This is a genomic window from Acinetobacter bouvetii (assembly GCF_902753875.1).
Lineage (GTDB): Bacteria > Pseudomonadota > Gammaproteobacteria > Pseudomonadales > Moraxellaceae > Acinetobacter > Acinetobacter bouvetii_A.
In genome coordinates, this window is record NZ_CADDTS010000033.1 from 19,040 (window position 1) to 35,749 (window position 16,710).

At 36.8% G+C, this 16,710-nt stretch carries 13 protein-coding genes and 1 pseudogene; 8 read left to right on the top strand and 6 right to left on the bottom strand.

Features of this window, described 5'->3' with window-relative positions:
- Positions 1 to 14 precede the first annotated feature (14 nt).
- Positions 15 to 731, bottom strand: a complete 717-nt coding sequence (bfmR, locus tag FB6_RS09805) for a response regulator transcription factor BfmR (RefSeq protein ID WP_174559818.1) — start codon at positions 729 to 731, stop codon at positions 15 to 17.
- A gap of 598 nt (positions 732 to 1,329) precedes the next feature.
- On the opposite strand from bfmR, the gene FB6_RS09810 reads away from it, so the two are divergent.
- From FB6_RS09810 to FB6_RS09815, 3 genes are all read left to right on the top strand, one after another.
- Positions 1,330 to 4,149, top strand: coding sequence for a ribonucleoside-diphosphate reductase subunit alpha (locus FB6_RS09810; protein ID WP_174559819.1), 2,820 nt, complete (start codon positions 1,330 to 1,332; stop codon positions 4,147 to 4,149).
- Positions 4,150 to 4,323: 174 nt separating this feature from the next.
- Positions 4,324 to 4,452 carry a hypothetical protein gene (locus tag FB6_RS16650; RefSeq protein ID WP_302476191.1) on the top strand — a complete coding sequence of 43 codons (129 nt, stop codon included), beginning with the start codon at positions 4,324 to 4,326 and terminating at the stop codon, positions 4,450 to 4,452.
- 140 nt (positions 4,453 to 4,592) lie between these two features.
- Positions 4,593 to 5,876, top strand: coding sequence for a ribonucleotide-diphosphate reductase subunit beta (locus tag FB6_RS09815; protein WP_174559820.1), 1,284 nt, complete (start codon positions 4,593 to 4,595; stop codon positions 5,874 to 5,876).
- Positions 5,877 to 6,017: 141 nt separating this feature from the next.
- Here FB6_RS09815 and FB6_RS09820 read toward each other — a convergent pair whose 3' ends face one another.
- The 5 genes and pseudogenes from FB6_RS09820 to FB6_RS09835 all read right to left on the bottom strand — a co-directional run bounded on the left by FB6_RS09820 (position 6,018) and on the right by FB6_RS09835 (position 12,021).
- Complete coding sequence (locus tag FB6_RS09820; RefSeq protein WP_174559821.1) at positions 6,018 to 10,016, bottom strand: NACHT domain-containing protein; 3,999 nt, start codon at positions 10,014 to 10,016, stop codon at positions 6,018 to 6,020.
- A 6-nt stretch (positions 10,017 to 10,022) separates the two neighbouring features.
- A complete protein-coding gene (locus tag FB6_RS09825) occupies positions 10,023 to 10,538 on the bottom strand; it encodes a DUF6375 family protein (protein ID WP_217427337.1) in 516 nt (171 codons plus the stop codon).
- Between the two features lie 8 nt (positions 10,539 to 10,546).
- Positions 10,547 to 11,440, bottom strand: a complete 894-nt coding sequence (locus FB6_RS09830; RefSeq protein ID WP_174559822.1) for a radical SAM protein — start codon at positions 11,438 to 11,440, stop codon at positions 10,547 to 10,549.
- 77 nt (positions 11,441 to 11,517) lie between these two features.
- Positions 11,518 to 11,642: pseudogene (locus FB6_RS16575) on the bottom strand (helix-turn-helix domain-containing protein); the annotation flags it as partial.
- Between the two features lie 172 nt (positions 11,643 to 11,814).
- On the bottom strand, positions 11,815 to 12,021 hold the full coding sequence (locus FB6_RS09835) for a helix-turn-helix domain-containing protein (RefSeq protein WP_174559823.1): 207 nt from the start codon (positions 12,019 to 12,021) through the stop codon (positions 11,815 to 11,817).
- 94 nt (positions 12,022 to 12,115) lie between these two features.
- On the opposite strand from FB6_RS09835, the gene FB6_RS09840 reads away from it, so the two are divergent.
- The 5 genes from FB6_RS09840 to FB6_RS09860 all read left to right on the top strand — a co-directional run bounded on the left by FB6_RS09840 (position 12,116) and on the right by FB6_RS09860 (position 16,708).
- Positions 12,116 to 12,598, top strand: coding sequence for a hypothetical protein (locus FB6_RS09840; RefSeq protein WP_174559824.1), 483 nt, complete (start codon positions 12,116 to 12,118; stop codon positions 12,596 to 12,598).
- A gap of 126 nt (positions 12,599 to 12,724) precedes the next feature.
- A complete protein-coding gene (locus FB6_RS09845) occupies positions 12,725 to 12,907 on the top strand; it encodes a DNA-binding protein (RefSeq protein WP_174559825.1) in 183 nt (60 codons plus the stop codon).
- Between the two features lie 283 nt (positions 12,908 to 13,190).
- A complete protein-coding gene (locus FB6_RS09850) occupies positions 13,191 to 13,895 on the top strand; it encodes a hypothetical protein (protein ID WP_174559826.1) in 705 nt (234 codons plus the stop codon).
- A gap of 1 nt (position 13,896) precedes the next feature.
- Positions 13,897 to 15,777, top strand: coding sequence for a Mu transposase C-terminal domain-containing protein (locus FB6_RS09855; protein ID WP_174559827.1), 1,881 nt, complete (start codon positions 13,897 to 13,899; stop codon positions 15,775 to 15,777).
- The gene (locus FB6_RS09860; protein WP_174559828.1) at positions 15,764 to 16,708 is read left to right on the top strand and encodes a TniB family NTP-binding protein; all 945 of its coding nucleotides are present in this window, start codon (positions 15,764 to 15,766) and stop codon (positions 16,706 to 16,708) included. Before FB6_RS09855 ends, FB6_RS09860 begins: the two co-directional genes overlap by 14 nt.
- Positions 16,709 to 16,710 lie beyond the last annotated feature (2 nt).

A 16,710-nucleotide genomic window follows, 5' to 3' on the forward strand; every position in this document is an offset into this window, starting at 1 on the left:
AAAATTAAAGGATATTAAAGACCATTGGTTTCTTTAACAAATAAATAACCTTTACTACGCACAGTCTTAATACGTTTTGGATTTTCAGGATCATCGCCAATTTTTGGACGAATACGTGAGATACGCACATCAATAGAACGGTCTTGACCATCGTATTCAATCCCGCGCAGACGCTCAAAAATGTCTTCGCGCGATAAAATACGACCAGCATTAGACGCCAACAACCATAACAAGTCATATTCAGCGCTGGTGAAATCAACCAGATCACCATTGAGCGTCACTGAACGACCGCCGTTATCGATCACCAGATCATCAAATTCAATACGTTGAGCCACTTCATCTTCAGGTGCCTTGTCGGTACGACGCAATAATGCGCGAATACGTGCAAGCAATACACGAGGCTGAACAGGCTTGGCAACGTAATCATCCGCACCCATTTCCAGACCTAAAACCTGATCCATATCTTCAGTACGTGCAGTTAACATCAAAATTGGTTGATGATAATGTGGACGCACTTCACGACAAATGGTTAAACCATCTGCACCGGGTAACATGACATCAAGCACCACCAAATCTGGTTGTTCAGCAATGATGCGACGGATTGCACGATTTCCATCAGGTTCCACCCCAACTTCTAACCCATTACGAATAAGGTATTCTTGAGTCAAACGTGCAAGACGCTCATCGTCTTCAACAATTAAAATTTTAGGTAACTTTTCTTCTTGGCTCATAAAATGCCCCTTTATATGGATTAAGGTATCCTTAAAAATCCGACGGATACGCTTCAATACGCTTCAATATATTCAGCAATATACACACGTTTACATTGTAAACAAGATAGCATTCACCAAACTGATACATCAAAGTAGTTTTTTGTTATATTTTTATTAAACATTGAATTTATTAGATTTTTCCTATTTAACGGATATTACAGCACTTTTTACAACACATCTTGTTACAAAATGTTTATTTTGTATACAGATAGACCTTTTGATCAGATTCTGAGTGATCGATTCGGCACTTTTAAACTTATCCACAATGTTATCTATAAGCACATTTTTTTAGCTTTGCTATGCTATGCCCTTGTCCAATAAGGCTTATACAAGAAACATAAAAAAGGGATTTTATTTACAAAGGATCAGGAACAGGATTCATCAAAAATTTTAACGAAATGTCAATATTGATCTACCCCGAATTTTACCGTATCTTGTGCTTAATTCGTTTTTAAACCACTAGTTCTTGTGTTTAATCCTCAAACACTGCGACAAGTTTTGTCCAGTTCAAACGGTCCACACAGATAACAATAGATGACAATGGAGCTATGCCACAATGAGCGTAATCACTTCAACCCCTGGTCAACTTCAGGTGATTAAACGCACCGGTGATGTTGCCGCTTTTAATGCAGAGAAAATTTCTGTAGCGATAGGTAAAGCTTTCCTGGCTGTTGAAGGCCAGCAAAGCGCTGATTCAAGCCGTATTCATGATCGTATTGAACAACTGACTGAAATGGTCATGAACACGTTTAACCGTCGCTTACCATCAGGTGGCACTATTCATATTGAAGAAATTCAGGATCAGGTTGAACTTGCGCTCATGCGTACAGGTGAACAAAAAGTGGCTCGTGCGTATGTCATCTACCGCGAACAACGCTCTGAAGCACGTAAACAGACCGGTGCTCACCATCACCCGACTTTGCAAGTGACCGGTACCAATGGTCAGCTTAAACCGCTTGACCTCGGTGCTTTAGAAGCTCATGTGGCAAAAGCAGCTGAAGGTTTGGAAGGTATTGACGTTCAGGCGATTGTCGATGAAACCGTAAAAAATCTATATAACGGCGTAAAAGAGTCAGACATCGCAACCACCATGATGATGGCGACGCGTACCCGTATTGAACAAGAACCTAACTATACTTATGTCACTGCTCGCCTGCTTCGTGACAACCTAGTGGCAACCGGTTTAGAGTTCCTGGGCTTAGGCGAAGACACTTTAGAGAGTGATGCTTTAGAAACCTTCCTGAAAAAAGGTGTAGAGCTTGACCTGTTATCTGCAGATCTTCTTGACTTTGACTTGGCAAAATTGGCAGCAGCGATTCAGCCAGAACGCTCTAACCAGTTTACTTATTTAGGTCTGCAAACCTTATTTGACCGTTACTTCATTCATTCTGACGGCGTCCGCTTTGAACTTCCGCAATTGTTCTTCATGCGTGTTTCGATGGGCCTTGCGTTAAATGAAGATAACCGTGAAGAACGTGCCATCGAGTTCTATAACTTGTTGTCTAGCTTCGACTACATGGCTTCAACACCTACCCTGTTCAACTCTGGTACTTTACGTCCACAGTTATCTAGCTGCTACTTAACTACGATTGCCGATGACCTTTACAACATTTATGGCGCAATGCGTGATAACGCAATGTTGTCTAAGTGGGCAGGCGGTTTAGGTAATGACTGGACTCCAGTTCGTGCCTTAAACTCTTATATCAAAGGTACCAACGGTAAGTCTCAAGGTGTAGTACCTTTCCTTAAAGTTGCCAACGATACTGCAGTTGCGGTAAACCAAGGTGGTAAACGTAAAGGTGCGGTATGTGCTTATCTCGAGACTTGGCACTTGGACATCGAAGAATTCTTAGAGCTGCGTAAGAACACCGGTGATGACCGTCGTCGTACCCATGACATGAACACAGCGAACTGGGTTCCTGACCTGTTCATGCAACGTGTATTTGAAGATGCTGAATGGACCCTATTCACCCCATCCGAAACGCCTGATCTTCATGATTTAACCGGTGAAGCATTCGCTGAACGTTATGCACATTACGAAGCAATTGCCAAAGAAACTGACATGCTGCATAAGAAAGTGCGCGCGAAAGACTTATGGCGCAAAATGCTTTCTATGTTGTTCGAAACTGGTCACCCTTGGATCACATTCAAAGACGTATGTAACTTACGTTCACCACAACAACACGTGGGCGTGGTTCACTCATCGAACTTGTGTACTGAGATCACACTCAATACAAACCAAGACGAAATCGCGGTATGTAACTTAGGTTCGATCAACCTTGTACAACACGTTCAAGGTGGTGTACTCGACCGTGAAAAACTTGCTCGTACAGTAAAAACTGCTGTTCGTATGCTCGACAACGTCATCGACATCAACTACTACGCAGTACCTCAAGCGAAAAATTCGAACTTGAAACACCGTCCAGTGGGTATGGGTATCATGGGCTTCCAGGATGCACTATATGAAATGAAACTGGCTTATGGTTCTGAAGCAGCTGTAGATTTCGCTGACGAATCGATGGAAGTGATTTCTTACTACGCTATTCAAACTTCTAGCGACTTGGCGATTGAACGTGGTACTTACGAAACATTTAAAGGATCACTTTGGGATCAAGGTATCTTGCCGATCGATTCTTTAGACATCGTTGCCAAATCACGTCCAGAACGCATGTTTGAAGTTGACCGTACTCAACGTTTGGATTGGGACACTTTACGTGCCAAAGTTCAAAAAGACGGTATGCGCAACTCGAATGTCATGGCGATTGCACCTACAGCGACTATTTCAAACATCTGTGGTGTTTCTCAGTCGATCGAACCGACTTTCCAAAACTTGTATGTGAAATCTAACCTTTCTGGTGAATTCACAGTGATCAACCCGTACCTGGTACGTGCGTTAAAAGATCGCGGTCTTTGGGATTCAGTCATGGTGAATGACCTGAAACACTTCGAAGGTTCGGTACAAAAAATTGCCCGTATTCCTGATGAATTGAAAGCCATTTTCGCCACTGCGTTTGAAGTTGAGCCACGCTGGATTGTAGATGCTGCATCACGCCGTCAAAAATGGATCGATCAAGCTCAGTCTCTTAACCTTTACATCTCTGGTGCAAACGGTAAGAAACTTGACATGACCTATAAAATGGCGTGGTTACGTGGTCTTAAAACCACTTATTACCTACGTGCATTGGGTGCAACATCAGCTGAAAAATCAACCATTAATACGGGTGCATTAAACGCAGTTAAACCAACAACAGTTGCAGCACCAGTGACTGCTGCAGTAGCGCCGGAAGTGAAAGCTGAAGAAGAAGATTTTTCTCAAGCCGCTCCAGTGCCAATGGCATGTTCAATTGACAACCCTGATTGTGAGGCCTGTCAGTAATCTGACAGGTTTTTAATCCCCCTAAATCCCCTGAGCAAGACTTAAGCACTGCTTTAAGTCGAAGTGCAAGAAAGGGGGGACTTCCTAAAACCCTTTTGGATTCAAGGAAGCCCCTCTTTTTTAAAGAGGGGTTTGGGGAGATTTAAAAATTAAAAATAAATAAAGGAAACCACCATGCTCCATATGACCCACAACTATATGTTAGGACTTGTTGCCTTGGTGGTTTCCTTTACTCTGACTTTTTATGTCCCGATTGGCTATTTCTGGCTCAAGGCACATAAAACGCGCAAGCAAAATAAGTAGTGCGGACTTTTACGCTATTGAACAAATTTAAAGCGTTAGTCGACAAAACTTAATTTTGCTTACACAGAATAAGCGTATAGTAGACATCTTCGTTTGTGAGATGTCAGAAAACAGATATAAGCAACGAAGCGAGAATTGATATGTCTATCCTAAGTTGGGACGATTTCGAAGATGATGAACCGAAACAAGCTGCACCATCACAGCAGCCTGCGCCCGTCGAACCGCAAAAAGCGGCTCATTCGCAAGTGGTATCTGATACACAGCAATCATCGCCGAGTGTGGCAACTGCACAACCCGCTAGAACCCGTTCAAATCGAGCAACAAATTCAGCCGATCCGCTGGCAAGAGCATCTGACGCTCTAGATCACCTTGATGTTGCACCAGGCCTAGAAGAGCTTGAAATGGGTGCACAGCGTGTACAGGTTGATGATAAAGCCATGATCAACTGTCGTGCTGACTTGAACCAGCTGGTTCCATTCAAATACGAATGGGCTTGGCAAAAATATCTGGACGGTTGTGCTAACCACTGGATGCCGCAAGAAGTCAACATGAACCATGACATCGCACTTTGGAAGTCTGAAAATGGCTTGACCGAAGATGAGCGTACCATTGTTATGCGTTCTTTAGGTTTCTTCTCTACTGCCGATTCATTGGTTGCCAACAACTTGGTACTTGCGATTTACCGTCACATTACCAACCCTGAATGCCGTCAGTACATCTTGCGTCAAGCTTTTGAAGAAGCGATTCACACTCATGCTTACCAGTACTGTATCGAATCTTTGGGTATGGATGAAGGCGAAGTCTTCAACATGTACCGCGAAGTTCCATCAGTTGCGCGTAAAGCAGCTTGGGGTCTGAAATATACCCAGTCTTTAAGTGATCCTACTTTCAAAACCGGTACACCTGAAAACGACCAAATTTTGCTACGCAACTTGATCGCATTCTACTGTGTCCTTGAAGGTATCTTCTTCTACTGTGGTTTCAGCCAAATCTTGTCTATGGGCCGTCGTAACAAGATGAATGGTGTTGCCGAGCAATTCCAGTACATCCTGCGTGATGAGTCTATGCACTTGAACTTTGGTATCGACATGATCAACCAGATCAAGATCGAAAACCCAGGTTTATGGACTGCGGAATTCCAGCAAGAAATCATTCAAATGATTCTTGAAGGCACTATGCTTGAAATCGAATACGCACGTGACACAATGCCACGCGGTGTACTCGGTATGAATGCTGCGATGATGGAAGAATACTTGAAGTTCATTTGTAACCGTCGTTTAGCGCAGCTTGGATTGCCTGAACAGTTCGCTGGTGTGAACAATCCATTCCAGTGGATGTCAGAAATGATGGACTTGCGTAAAGAGAAAAACTTCTTTGAAACTCGCGTAACTGACTACCAAACTGGTGGTGCGTTAAGCTGGTAAGGCTTTTTTAGCGTCACGCGACACATAAGTTGTCATTTGCGACGCATAAAATGTCATTGCGCGACACATAAGTTGTCATTGAAAAACCGCCATTAATGGCGGTTTTTTTCTTTAATCGAAATTGAGTTTTAATCACATGAGTTAATCTAATTTAACTATTTGATTATCTTTCCAAATATAGATTTGCTTATGCAGATGCTGATTAGTTCTAAGGTATTCATATACCTCTATATCCCCTTTATAGTTTTGTCCTCTTTCTCCCCATAATATCCATATAAATGTTTGTCCAGTTTCTAAAAGATATTTTTGAAAGAGATCTTTTCTTAAATATGATAAATGACCTTCTACATTATTCTCACTAGACTTCAATGTTCTGAAAATAGACGCCGCTCCATCTAGATCATATAAATCAGGATCCCCATTATGATATTTTAAACTTAGTCTCTGACATAACTCAGGGTTTGGAAAGTCAATTCCTCCTGCTTGATTCAAAGAACTGTGATAAGACTCCCAAGAATAAGATTGCACAGGGACTTCAATTAAAAAACTGGATTCATCCCATTCATCAAAATTCACCCGACTACTTACATTGTAATTCAGTTTTAAAAATGAATTTCCCAAAACCATTTCACCTGCGTATTTATAATGGTTTTCAGGAATTTGTGGCAAAGCATTATTACCAAGATAATCCTTATTACAAACAAATTCACTTATTGTAGAAACATGTTCATTTGCAACAAAAAAACCTCTCATGAATGTAAATACTTCACGATAATCTGTTTTTGAATCTTCTTGTATAAATCCATTCAATAGAATCCAACTATCAGTTTGAGTAAGATTCTCTGTCTCTAAAAGATCAAAATAATTAGGGGTTGGGCCTTTAATTATCCACTCACCGATATCCTTTGGGAACTCAGTAAATGTATCAATCAGTTTTGGACGCCAAGAATTATTAACTTTAGGGAACGTTGGATCGATACTTACATCACTACATCTTTCATTATCACGCCATTCATCTAAAAGTTCTCTGTCAGCCTTCCATCCATACATTTCATAGAAAGCAATCCAACTATATTTTTTCCCATATCTATCTATTTTTTCATTTCTATTATGGTAAGAACTCGAACCTATATCTCGATCAATCTCTTGAAATTTTTTAGGATCATATCCAAGTTGGATCATTCTTTTCAAAATAATCTTACGTGTCTGAATATAATCAGGATGTGAATCATCGTAATTACGTCTATCAGTAATTAATCTCCCAATAGTGTAATTATTAAAGTCCATACGAAGGGCTTCTTTCTTGACTTCAATTATTCTCTCTTCACTTATATCAGGTAGACTATCAAACCGATTAGGTAAATGCTTATAAGGCTTTTCACAATACCCTAAATATTCTTGACTGATAAAATTTGGATTTACCGTTAAAGCATAATTAATAATACCTAGGAAATATTCTCTAAAAATTGTATGAGTAGTTGAAAATTTTGAATTTGGCACAAAACAATATTCAATTATTCGTTTCGCAAAATCAAAAATATTGCTATTTATTTTTTCTGCATCAATAAAATCAGCACTTAAAATAGCTCCATACGCTGCCGCAAAAGTTCTTTCTGGCACATATGGATCCGTAATTTCTAAAGAATTAATTGCCATTTCAAAGAATGTTTTTGGATCTTTTTTCGCATATATAGAAAGTACTTTTGTAGCTTGATCTCTTAAATCTCTATGGTTAGTAGTTAATAGCCATTGTACCCAAATAACTCGACCTCTCTCCTTAAGACCAATCTCTATTTGAGACCATCTTTTTTCAAGGACATCTAAGTCATTTTTAAGTTCTCTAGAATTTTTTCTTATCCATTCAGACCATGTTAAATCACGGTATGTATTTCCCATATCTCTTAAAGCTTTATCTAAGAAATTTGCATCAAATGGATGAGCATATGCCGCCCTAGTAATTTTCAGATTATGAAAAGCTTGATTATGAAAACTATAATTTGTTAATAAATTATGCTCAAATTCTTCTACCGTTATTCGTGTGATTAACTCAGCAGGCTCCCGAGCTGTCAATAAATTTGCTTTAATCCTTAAATCACCTTCGAGAATTTCCCAGAAATGTTGTCTATTAAATCGTTGCGGATATAGACCAACTAATGAACTAAACGTATCGTATGCCAATGTATGGCATCCTACCTGATTAAAGTGAACCAACTTAATATTTTCAGGATCAGATAGCCAATTTTTAAAATTTTTTCTAAGTAAAGATTTAGCTATCATAAATCCAGCCATCAAATCATAAGGAAAACCTATCTCTATATCCCTATCAACTGATACCTGCCTTAGTAATACACCTTGTGATTCCAAGCTTTTGATAATACTTACAGCCCAATCTTTTGAATCATTAACTAGTCTTTTTGCCTCTTCAAGATTGATAGTTCTCCATTTACTACTCCACAAAGCTTCTGCAATATTTAATAAAGCATTTTCGACATCATCATAATAAAGTCTTTGATAAAAGGGACTTAAATCAACGATACGTTCAATTGAATTTTTAAAATATCTTTCAAAAATAGAAGCTTGAGAGCGAGGTAGTTTCTCTACTCCTACCATCACTCGTCTTTCAGAGTTTGCTGCTTCACAGAAAAGTCTTAATGTTAAAGGGTGTGTAAGTAGCTCAATTGGTATGTCTGCATCTAAAGCATCAATTTTGTAATACTCAAAGTACTTATGTATGGCCTCAACAGGATTGTCCTCAAATCCGTTTAACTCTAAAGTTTGAGTATTTTCAGGAATACAGTCCTGATAAAATTCGCCCCTCAAAGTCAACACAAGTAATACATTTGGATAATTTTCCAACAATGTATTTGCTTTAGCTATTTCGCTTTTCCAATCCCTTGGATCTTCAGATTCACTTAGCCCATCAACTACAATTGGAATACGTTTACAAATACGTTGACCAGCCGCATCTACCGCTTCTAAGAGATTGTCAAATGTATTAACAGTTTGACCATGTATTTTAAAATTTTTAACTAAATCATCTAAGGTATGTCTTGCATTTAAATTTTTACCAAGAAAAAGTACTCCCGCAGTACTACCTTCTTTTGGTCTACATATATCTAAAGCAAGATCCGTTTTACCATTACCAGCATCCCCGACAACAACAAGGATTTTTGCATTTAAAGCATCCTTTACACCCTGGATTTCTTGCGAAAAAGCATAATAATCTGCTAACAAATTTGCAGCAAACATAGAAGTATGGCTTCGCTTAGCACGCAATCGAGCTATTGTTTTTCGGTATTTAGTCCAATCACGACTTAAATCTTCGGATAATAGATCTTTTGCTTTTTCAAAATTTCCTGCAGCCAACTCTGAAAATAAAGAGTTTAAAAAACTGCTCAAGCTTTCCCCATCAGCTATAAAATCAGGTAAGGTTGTTTGAACATAGTTATCTGCAAGATTAACTGCATCTTTGACTATTTTTAAATTATTGTTTATAGCTGCCTCAAGACTATCTAGTGATTCCCAAGAGGAATGCCGTCCTAAAGATTTCTCAATTATCTTTTCAACTTTAACTGTTTGGTGCACTTCAGGCTGAAACTTTTTACTATGAGTAGATGCGATAATCTGATAGTTTTGATTTAATACATGTTCATCAATCACCAACTCACCAAAATAGGCTTCTCGCAAGGCTACGGCTGGCCCTACTAATAAGTCCTCAATATCATCACAAGTTTGAAGATGCAATGTAAATGGATAAGTAGCTTGTAATCCATAAAACCATTCCTGATCACCTTCTGTAAGAATATATTTAGTCCATAAGACCCAATCCGTTAAATCAGGCAAATATTTCTTAGACTTATCAAGACCATCTACAATTTTAGCTTTTCTAGTTGTTCCTAGAGCTCGTGCTCTAGGTAAATCATACCACTTGCATTGCCATCCATACCATCGCGTTGAATCTCCCAATTCACACTCTTTATCTAACTTAAGATGAAATTCAACTCCTGCCTGATTTGCCAATTCTTTAAAGGAACCATATTGACCATAATGTCTTTTTATTAATGATCTACACAGCTTTTCAAAATTTGCTTCAGCGGCACCCGATAAACTTTCAAACTTACTCCAATCAAGTTGAGACATTTTATCTTACTCTCTAGGATTCTCAGGATTCTCAGGATTCTCAGGATTCTCAGGATTCTCAGGATTCTCAGGATTCTCAGGATTCTCAGGATTCTCAGGATTCTCAGGATTCTCAGGATTCTCAGGATTCTCAGGATTCTCAGGATAAAAATGCTTTGAGTAAACTTCTACTTTAGCACCAGCCTCTACAAATATTTTAATAAATGCAGATATATCACTCTCATCTGTCTCAAACGTTAATTTATTACCATCTCGCTCTAGATAATACTCAGAATTAAACTGCTCGATTTCAAAAGGTGATAAAGAATGAATGCGTAATTCTTGGAGAGTTTCTAGTACCTCTTTAGAAAATCTGTGATCTTGTGGAGGTTCATTAGATAAATAATACCCCTCTTGCTCTGAAACTTGTCTTAACTTTTCGACTAACTTTTCGATATTTTCAGCATCTTTTACTTGAACAAATGAACCTATTAAGACTAAATTCATAGAATGCTCTGAGCCATAGCTATTCCAAATTTTCATACTTCCCTCTACTTACATTCTTTTAATAACTGAAGTGCTTCTAAAATACTTTTTTCACCAATTTGCTGACCAATATTTGAATATGAACTAGCTTTGAGAAAGCCCAAGGCATCTATATGGGCATAAGCATTAAGTCCAGTTTCCATCGAAAGTGGATTACATATAAAATTTGATTCAAGCCCAACATCACTTATAGTTAAGCGAGTTTCCCCACCATACCCTTCTATCCACTTCTTCATTTTTTCATAAGAATCTTTTGATAAACTTTTGACGTTTTGAGTAGCTTGCTGGGGTAAAAGTAGAACTTCGGATATATCAAACTTCTCTGCAATTTCTGTGACCTGATCAAGGTCCTGTATAGTTGAATCATTAATTACAACATTGAAACCCAAAGAACTGATTTCCCTTGTTCTTTCAATACGTTCTATTAATTTATCAAATTTTCGACTACGAAATTTCTCATAAGTAGTCCCAACACCATCAATACTTATTCTTATGAAATGTACATTTCCTTTAAGATTAGACAATAAATCATCAGTTAAACGATGTCCGTGAGTAGTGAATGTTACAGCTAAATCTGTCTCGTTAGCTGTAAATTCACATATCTCAGCAAATTTAGGATATAAAGTTGGTTCCCCGCCTCCAAAGCCCACTCCAAAAGTACCAAGCTGATCAATTTCCTTTAACCATTTTTTTAAGTAATCAAATGGAAGAGAGGCTTTTATTTTGGGCGCATAGCAAAATTTACAATGCAAATCACAAATATTAGTAAGTGCTACTGAAATTTGTCTAGGAGCTACAGTCCATTCTACTTCTGGCAATAGAAGTTCATTTATTAGGATATTATTCCCATTAGCCCTATCAAAAAAATGAACTCCATCTGGACCTATTCTTTTTTTCATTGTAAATCAATAAACTTAATACAGATAATGTATTTTAAACATAAAAATCGAATTGATTCATACATACTCTCATATCTTTATCTAAGATAAGTAAGCCAATCTACCAATTCAATTATATTCAATCTTCTTTGTAAAATTTCAACTTTAGATACATAAGACTGTGGCTTATTAAAAGACGAGCAAGCTCTAACTGAGTCACATTTCAATTGTCACTTAAAGGCAAGTATGATGTTATTGAAGCAAGTGAATCATAAACGTATTTATCGCATCATGAAGCAGATGTATTAAAAAAACCATTTTCTTTAGGAATATCGGCAAGACTCATCGAACGTCATAAATACCCAAAACTGTTGGATGTAATAGGTAATTTAATTTTAAGGTAGTAAATCTTTGGCACTAATTTTCAACACAAAAGCAATTTCATAAATTTTTTCAACAGTGAGATTAACCTCGCCACGTTCAATACGTCCCATATAACTACGATCTATCCCACATTGAAGAGCAAGAGATTCCTGAGTTAATTTTTGTTGTGTTCGTCTATTGCGGATTAATTGACCGATTGCTACTGATAATTCTGACATTTGTAACTAATTGCTCAAAAACAGAAATATCACCAATTGAGGACTATATATCCACGGACTATAATCCTCTTTTTATCAAAAAGATTTAATAGCTATGTTTCAATTTTATCTTCCACATACAGAAAAGTTTGAAAAAGTTTTTCTTCAAAATGAAATCCATGAGTGGGAAGCGAAAATGTTTTTAAAAAACATTAAAAATCTTAAAGGAAAAAATTCTACCATTCATGCATCGCATATATATGCGTCTTTAAGAACATTATTGCGTCATGGATTCTTGAGTTTTAAAAGGTCAGAAAGTAATAGTCGTATATTCATTTATAGTGAAACTGAAAAACTAAAACAGAATAGAAATCATTTTTTAAATAGCCGCTTAAAAAAGGTTATAGAACTTGAAAAAAGTTTAATAAACAAAAACATAATTAGCTTAAACACTCAAAAAGAGTACTTGCATGAACTCGTATTAAAATATCCTGAACTTAATTCAGAATTTATAAAGTTAGATCAAAAAATTGATTTATACGGAGAAGAAAAAAGAGAGAAATTAAAGATTTTAGATAATATTTTAAAAATATTATGAAAATAAATAAGATAATATTTTCAAAAATATTTACTTAAAAAACAATAAATTAATTAAAAAAAATAACTTGATTTAATTTTTTTTTTGAAATTAAATTTCCTCCTATATCTTACAAATTTCAACGCTATGGCTAAATCTATTGAGCAAGTTAAGACAGAATTTCAAAAGAAAGGAATATCCTTTTCGGATTGGGCTAAGGAGAATAACTTTTCAACAGAATTGGTATATAGAGTCTTGAAAATGAATAGAGTTCCTATTCGAGGAGAGAGTCACAAAATCGCAGTTAAATTAGGAATTAAAGATGATTGATAGTTGTGTGAAATTATTAATACGTCTTTTTCATGAACCATCAAATTTCTCATACTTAAAAATACTCTTGGAGTAATTATGAAAAACTAGAGAAAAATTCAATAAAAAACGGACCCTAAAAGGATCCGTTGGTGACTTTATATAGAAGAATATAAAGACGTGAGAATCATAGTATCTTCTCTATATCGTCACCAGTCAAGTAAGTGCTATTCGATCGCAATAGTACAGATTAGCTCATTCTCAAATGTCTATTGAGAATAGAATTACTTATGGATGAACCGATATGTCTTATAAAACAGTTTTTTCAAAAACTGATGTTCAAACCAATATCTTGAAACAAATTAAGATTGCCTTTGAAACAACAGCAAATGTAGCAGCTACACTTCATGGGCAACGTAAAATCCACCAAGGAGCATTTGGTCGTCGAACCTCTCTCTTCCCTAGTGAAAAGTGTTGTGGAGCAATACCATTAGAAAGCCGACTTGAACTTGCTCATGCACTCTCGTTAGAACAAGATCCAAATGTCTTAAAATATCGCTCACAAGCATTAAAAATTTTACTGATCAATGAACAGTATTGTTTTCCAGATTTTTTAGTTCAAACCCAAAAAGGTGATTATGAAGTTCACGAAGTCAAACCATCCATAGCATCATTATCAACTGATGACTTAAACCGCTTTGCAATACTTTCCGATCTACTCCACTCAATTGATATTACTTTTAAGTTAATAGATCACCGAAATTTACCCAATGAATCAGAGATTTCTCAGTTGCTTTATTGGTATCAAAGAGGACATCAATACAACTGGAATACTTTCGAAATTAATTACGCTTTAGACCAGTTAAAACTCAAAGAATTTGATAACTCAACGCAAGCCTATAAAACACTTGAATCAATTGGTCTTAAACAAGAACTAGCAGACTATCTATTTTTTCATCAAAGAATAAAGATTGGCGGAGTCAAAAAAGAAATAAGAGAGGCTCATTAACATGAATAATGCTCTTTTTATTCCCCAGGCAGGTTTTCGTTTTTATTTTAAAGAACATCCTGATTATATTTTTGAAATCGGTTCTGTAACCTATAACGCTATACGTTACGCAGCTATTGCGGGGGGAAAATCATTTTCGATGTCCCCAAATGAGTTTGAAAACCGGTATACATCAGGTGAAATTTTATGTGTCTTCGCGCCAGATAAACTGATGATTAACCCCAAACATAGTACTGCGATTCATCGAAGAGAACGTTATGTAATAAGCGCCTTGCGGCTATTACAATACCCAACGAGTAATAATTTACTTTCACAATTAATACACCACATATCTGCTGAAATCCAAGACCCTAACCCACCTTCTAGCCGCACTGTTGCGAGATGGATAGCTCAATATAAGTCTGCTTTGGATAATAAGCTCAGCTTAAAACATAAATCGAAAGGCAATTTTACTTTGCGGTTCAGTCCAGAAATTTATCAAATTCTAAATCAAGCTATTAATGAGGTATATCTAAAACCAGAATACAGAAGTAGTAAAGATGTCCAAGCCCATATGCTTGGTCAGTTCATAGAGCAAGGCATCCCATTAGATAGTTTACCAACACGCAGATGTATTCAACGATATATCAAGAAATTAGATCCATTTATTGAACTGAAAGTAAAAAAAGGCTCTCGAATAGCAAAGAAAAAATTTCAAGCAGCGGGTAAAAGTATTATTAGTCCTTTTGCTATGTACATGGTCGAAATTGATACGCACTATCTCGACATTATTGTTATAGACCCAAAAACAAAAACTGCTTTAGGGCGGCCTTTTCTAGCATGTGCAATTGATGTTTACTCAAGAACAATTGTTGGATCTTATATCAATATGTATCCACCTAGTGCTGCAACAACATTAGAAGTAATTAAAGACATGATTACTCGGCCGAACCAAAAGCTACCAGGAGGAATTCCAAGCATCATCATTCCAGATAATGGTGTGGAATTTAAAAATAATGCTCTCGCAAGAGTTTGTGAACAACTGAAAATTACTCTAACTCCTTCTCAAGTTGGTACGCCTAATAACAAACCGCACATTGAACGTTTTTTTAGCACGCTGACACATGGAATTCTTCAAAAGCTACCTGGTACAACCTTCTCAAACCCAACAGAAAGAGGTGAATACAATTCCAGTAAAAATGCACAATTAACTTTGGAGCAACTAAGAGAATATATAAGCAGATGGATTAATGAGGTCTATCACCAATCTATCCATCACACAACAGGACGTTCACCCATCATCATGTGGCAAGATGCTATTGAAGATATCCAGCCTAGTTTTCTAACAGAAATAGATGCCAAAATTCTCTGTCGTAGGCCTATTGAAAGAAGTATTAATCACGGTCAAGTCCGAGTGGACAATATCAGTTATTTTTCTCATGCACTTACTACTTTACAAGCACAAGGCATAAAGACCGTTACTGTGCTTGTTGATGACTTAAATTTGAATGAAGTTTTTATCATTGATCCCAACAATAAAGATGTCGTCATTCAAGCAGACTCAACTAATCAAGACTATACATTTGGATTGACTCGTGTAACCCATTTAGAGGTTCAAAAACTTAAGAAAAATCAGTCACAATTAGATATAAAAAAGATCGGTTCAATGTCCGATTTATATTATTTATACAAACTTATGCAAGAAATTCAAACCAATATTGTCAGAAAAAAGCCAAGGTTAAAACCACTTACACTAGAGCTTCCCAAGCAGTTACAAAGAGTTGAAGAACAACTTCTTTCGAAGGAAAAGGATATTTCTGAACAATCTATTTCCACTATAAATACACCTACTTCAATTGATCAGTTTGGTTCTTTGGAGGTATTGAAACATGGAAAAATTTGACAACCGATTTGAACAGATTCGATCTATTAACAATATTGTCATTACTTCAAATGAATTTATGGCAGCTTTCACTGGTATACAAGATTGTGTCAAAAGAAGTATTTCTTATAGTGAACCAGTTGGAAGCATGCTGCTGGCAGAAGGAGGATTAGGAAAAACAACTTTGTGCAAAGCAATCTTAAGCTTGATGCCACGTTCAGAAAAAACTGAAAAGGATCATAAAAAATCTATCATCCCAGCATGTTATGTAGAAGTACCCTCACCTGCCACAGTGAAATCATTAGCCATAATGATGCTCAAAGAGCTGGGGGATATCACTTGTGAAAATGGATATGGTACGACTGAATACTTAACAAGTAGGCTTATTCATTTACTTGCCCAATGTGAAACCAAGCTTATATTTTTAGATGAGTTCCATCATTTATTTGAGCGTAAACCGACGTCGACAAGAATGAATCGCACTACAGGCAATTGGATTAAAACCTTAGTGAATAGAACTGGAATCAGTTTTTGTTTAGTTGGTTTACCTGAGTTTGTACCACTACTTCAAATTGATAGCCAAATTGCACGCAGATTTCAATTCATCTACCAGCTAAACCCATTAACTGTTGATCCCTCACAGGGTGGAAGTATGTTTGCATTTCTTGCCGAAGTTTCAAGAATTCTCGATAGGCAAAATATTACCTTCATGCCAGCATTAGATAGCCAACTGGTAGGCATGCAAATTCAATTAGCAACGAAAGGTTATCACTCATACATTATGAGCCTTATTAGAGAAAGTATTACGCATGCTTTAAACGATGGTCGGCAGGTTATTAACTCTAATGATTTAAGTTATGCCTGGAAATTAGGTATCACGATATACATTAGCAAACAAAGTAAAAATCCCTTCGAAATGAATATGTCTCAAATTATCTCACTCATGAAATAAAT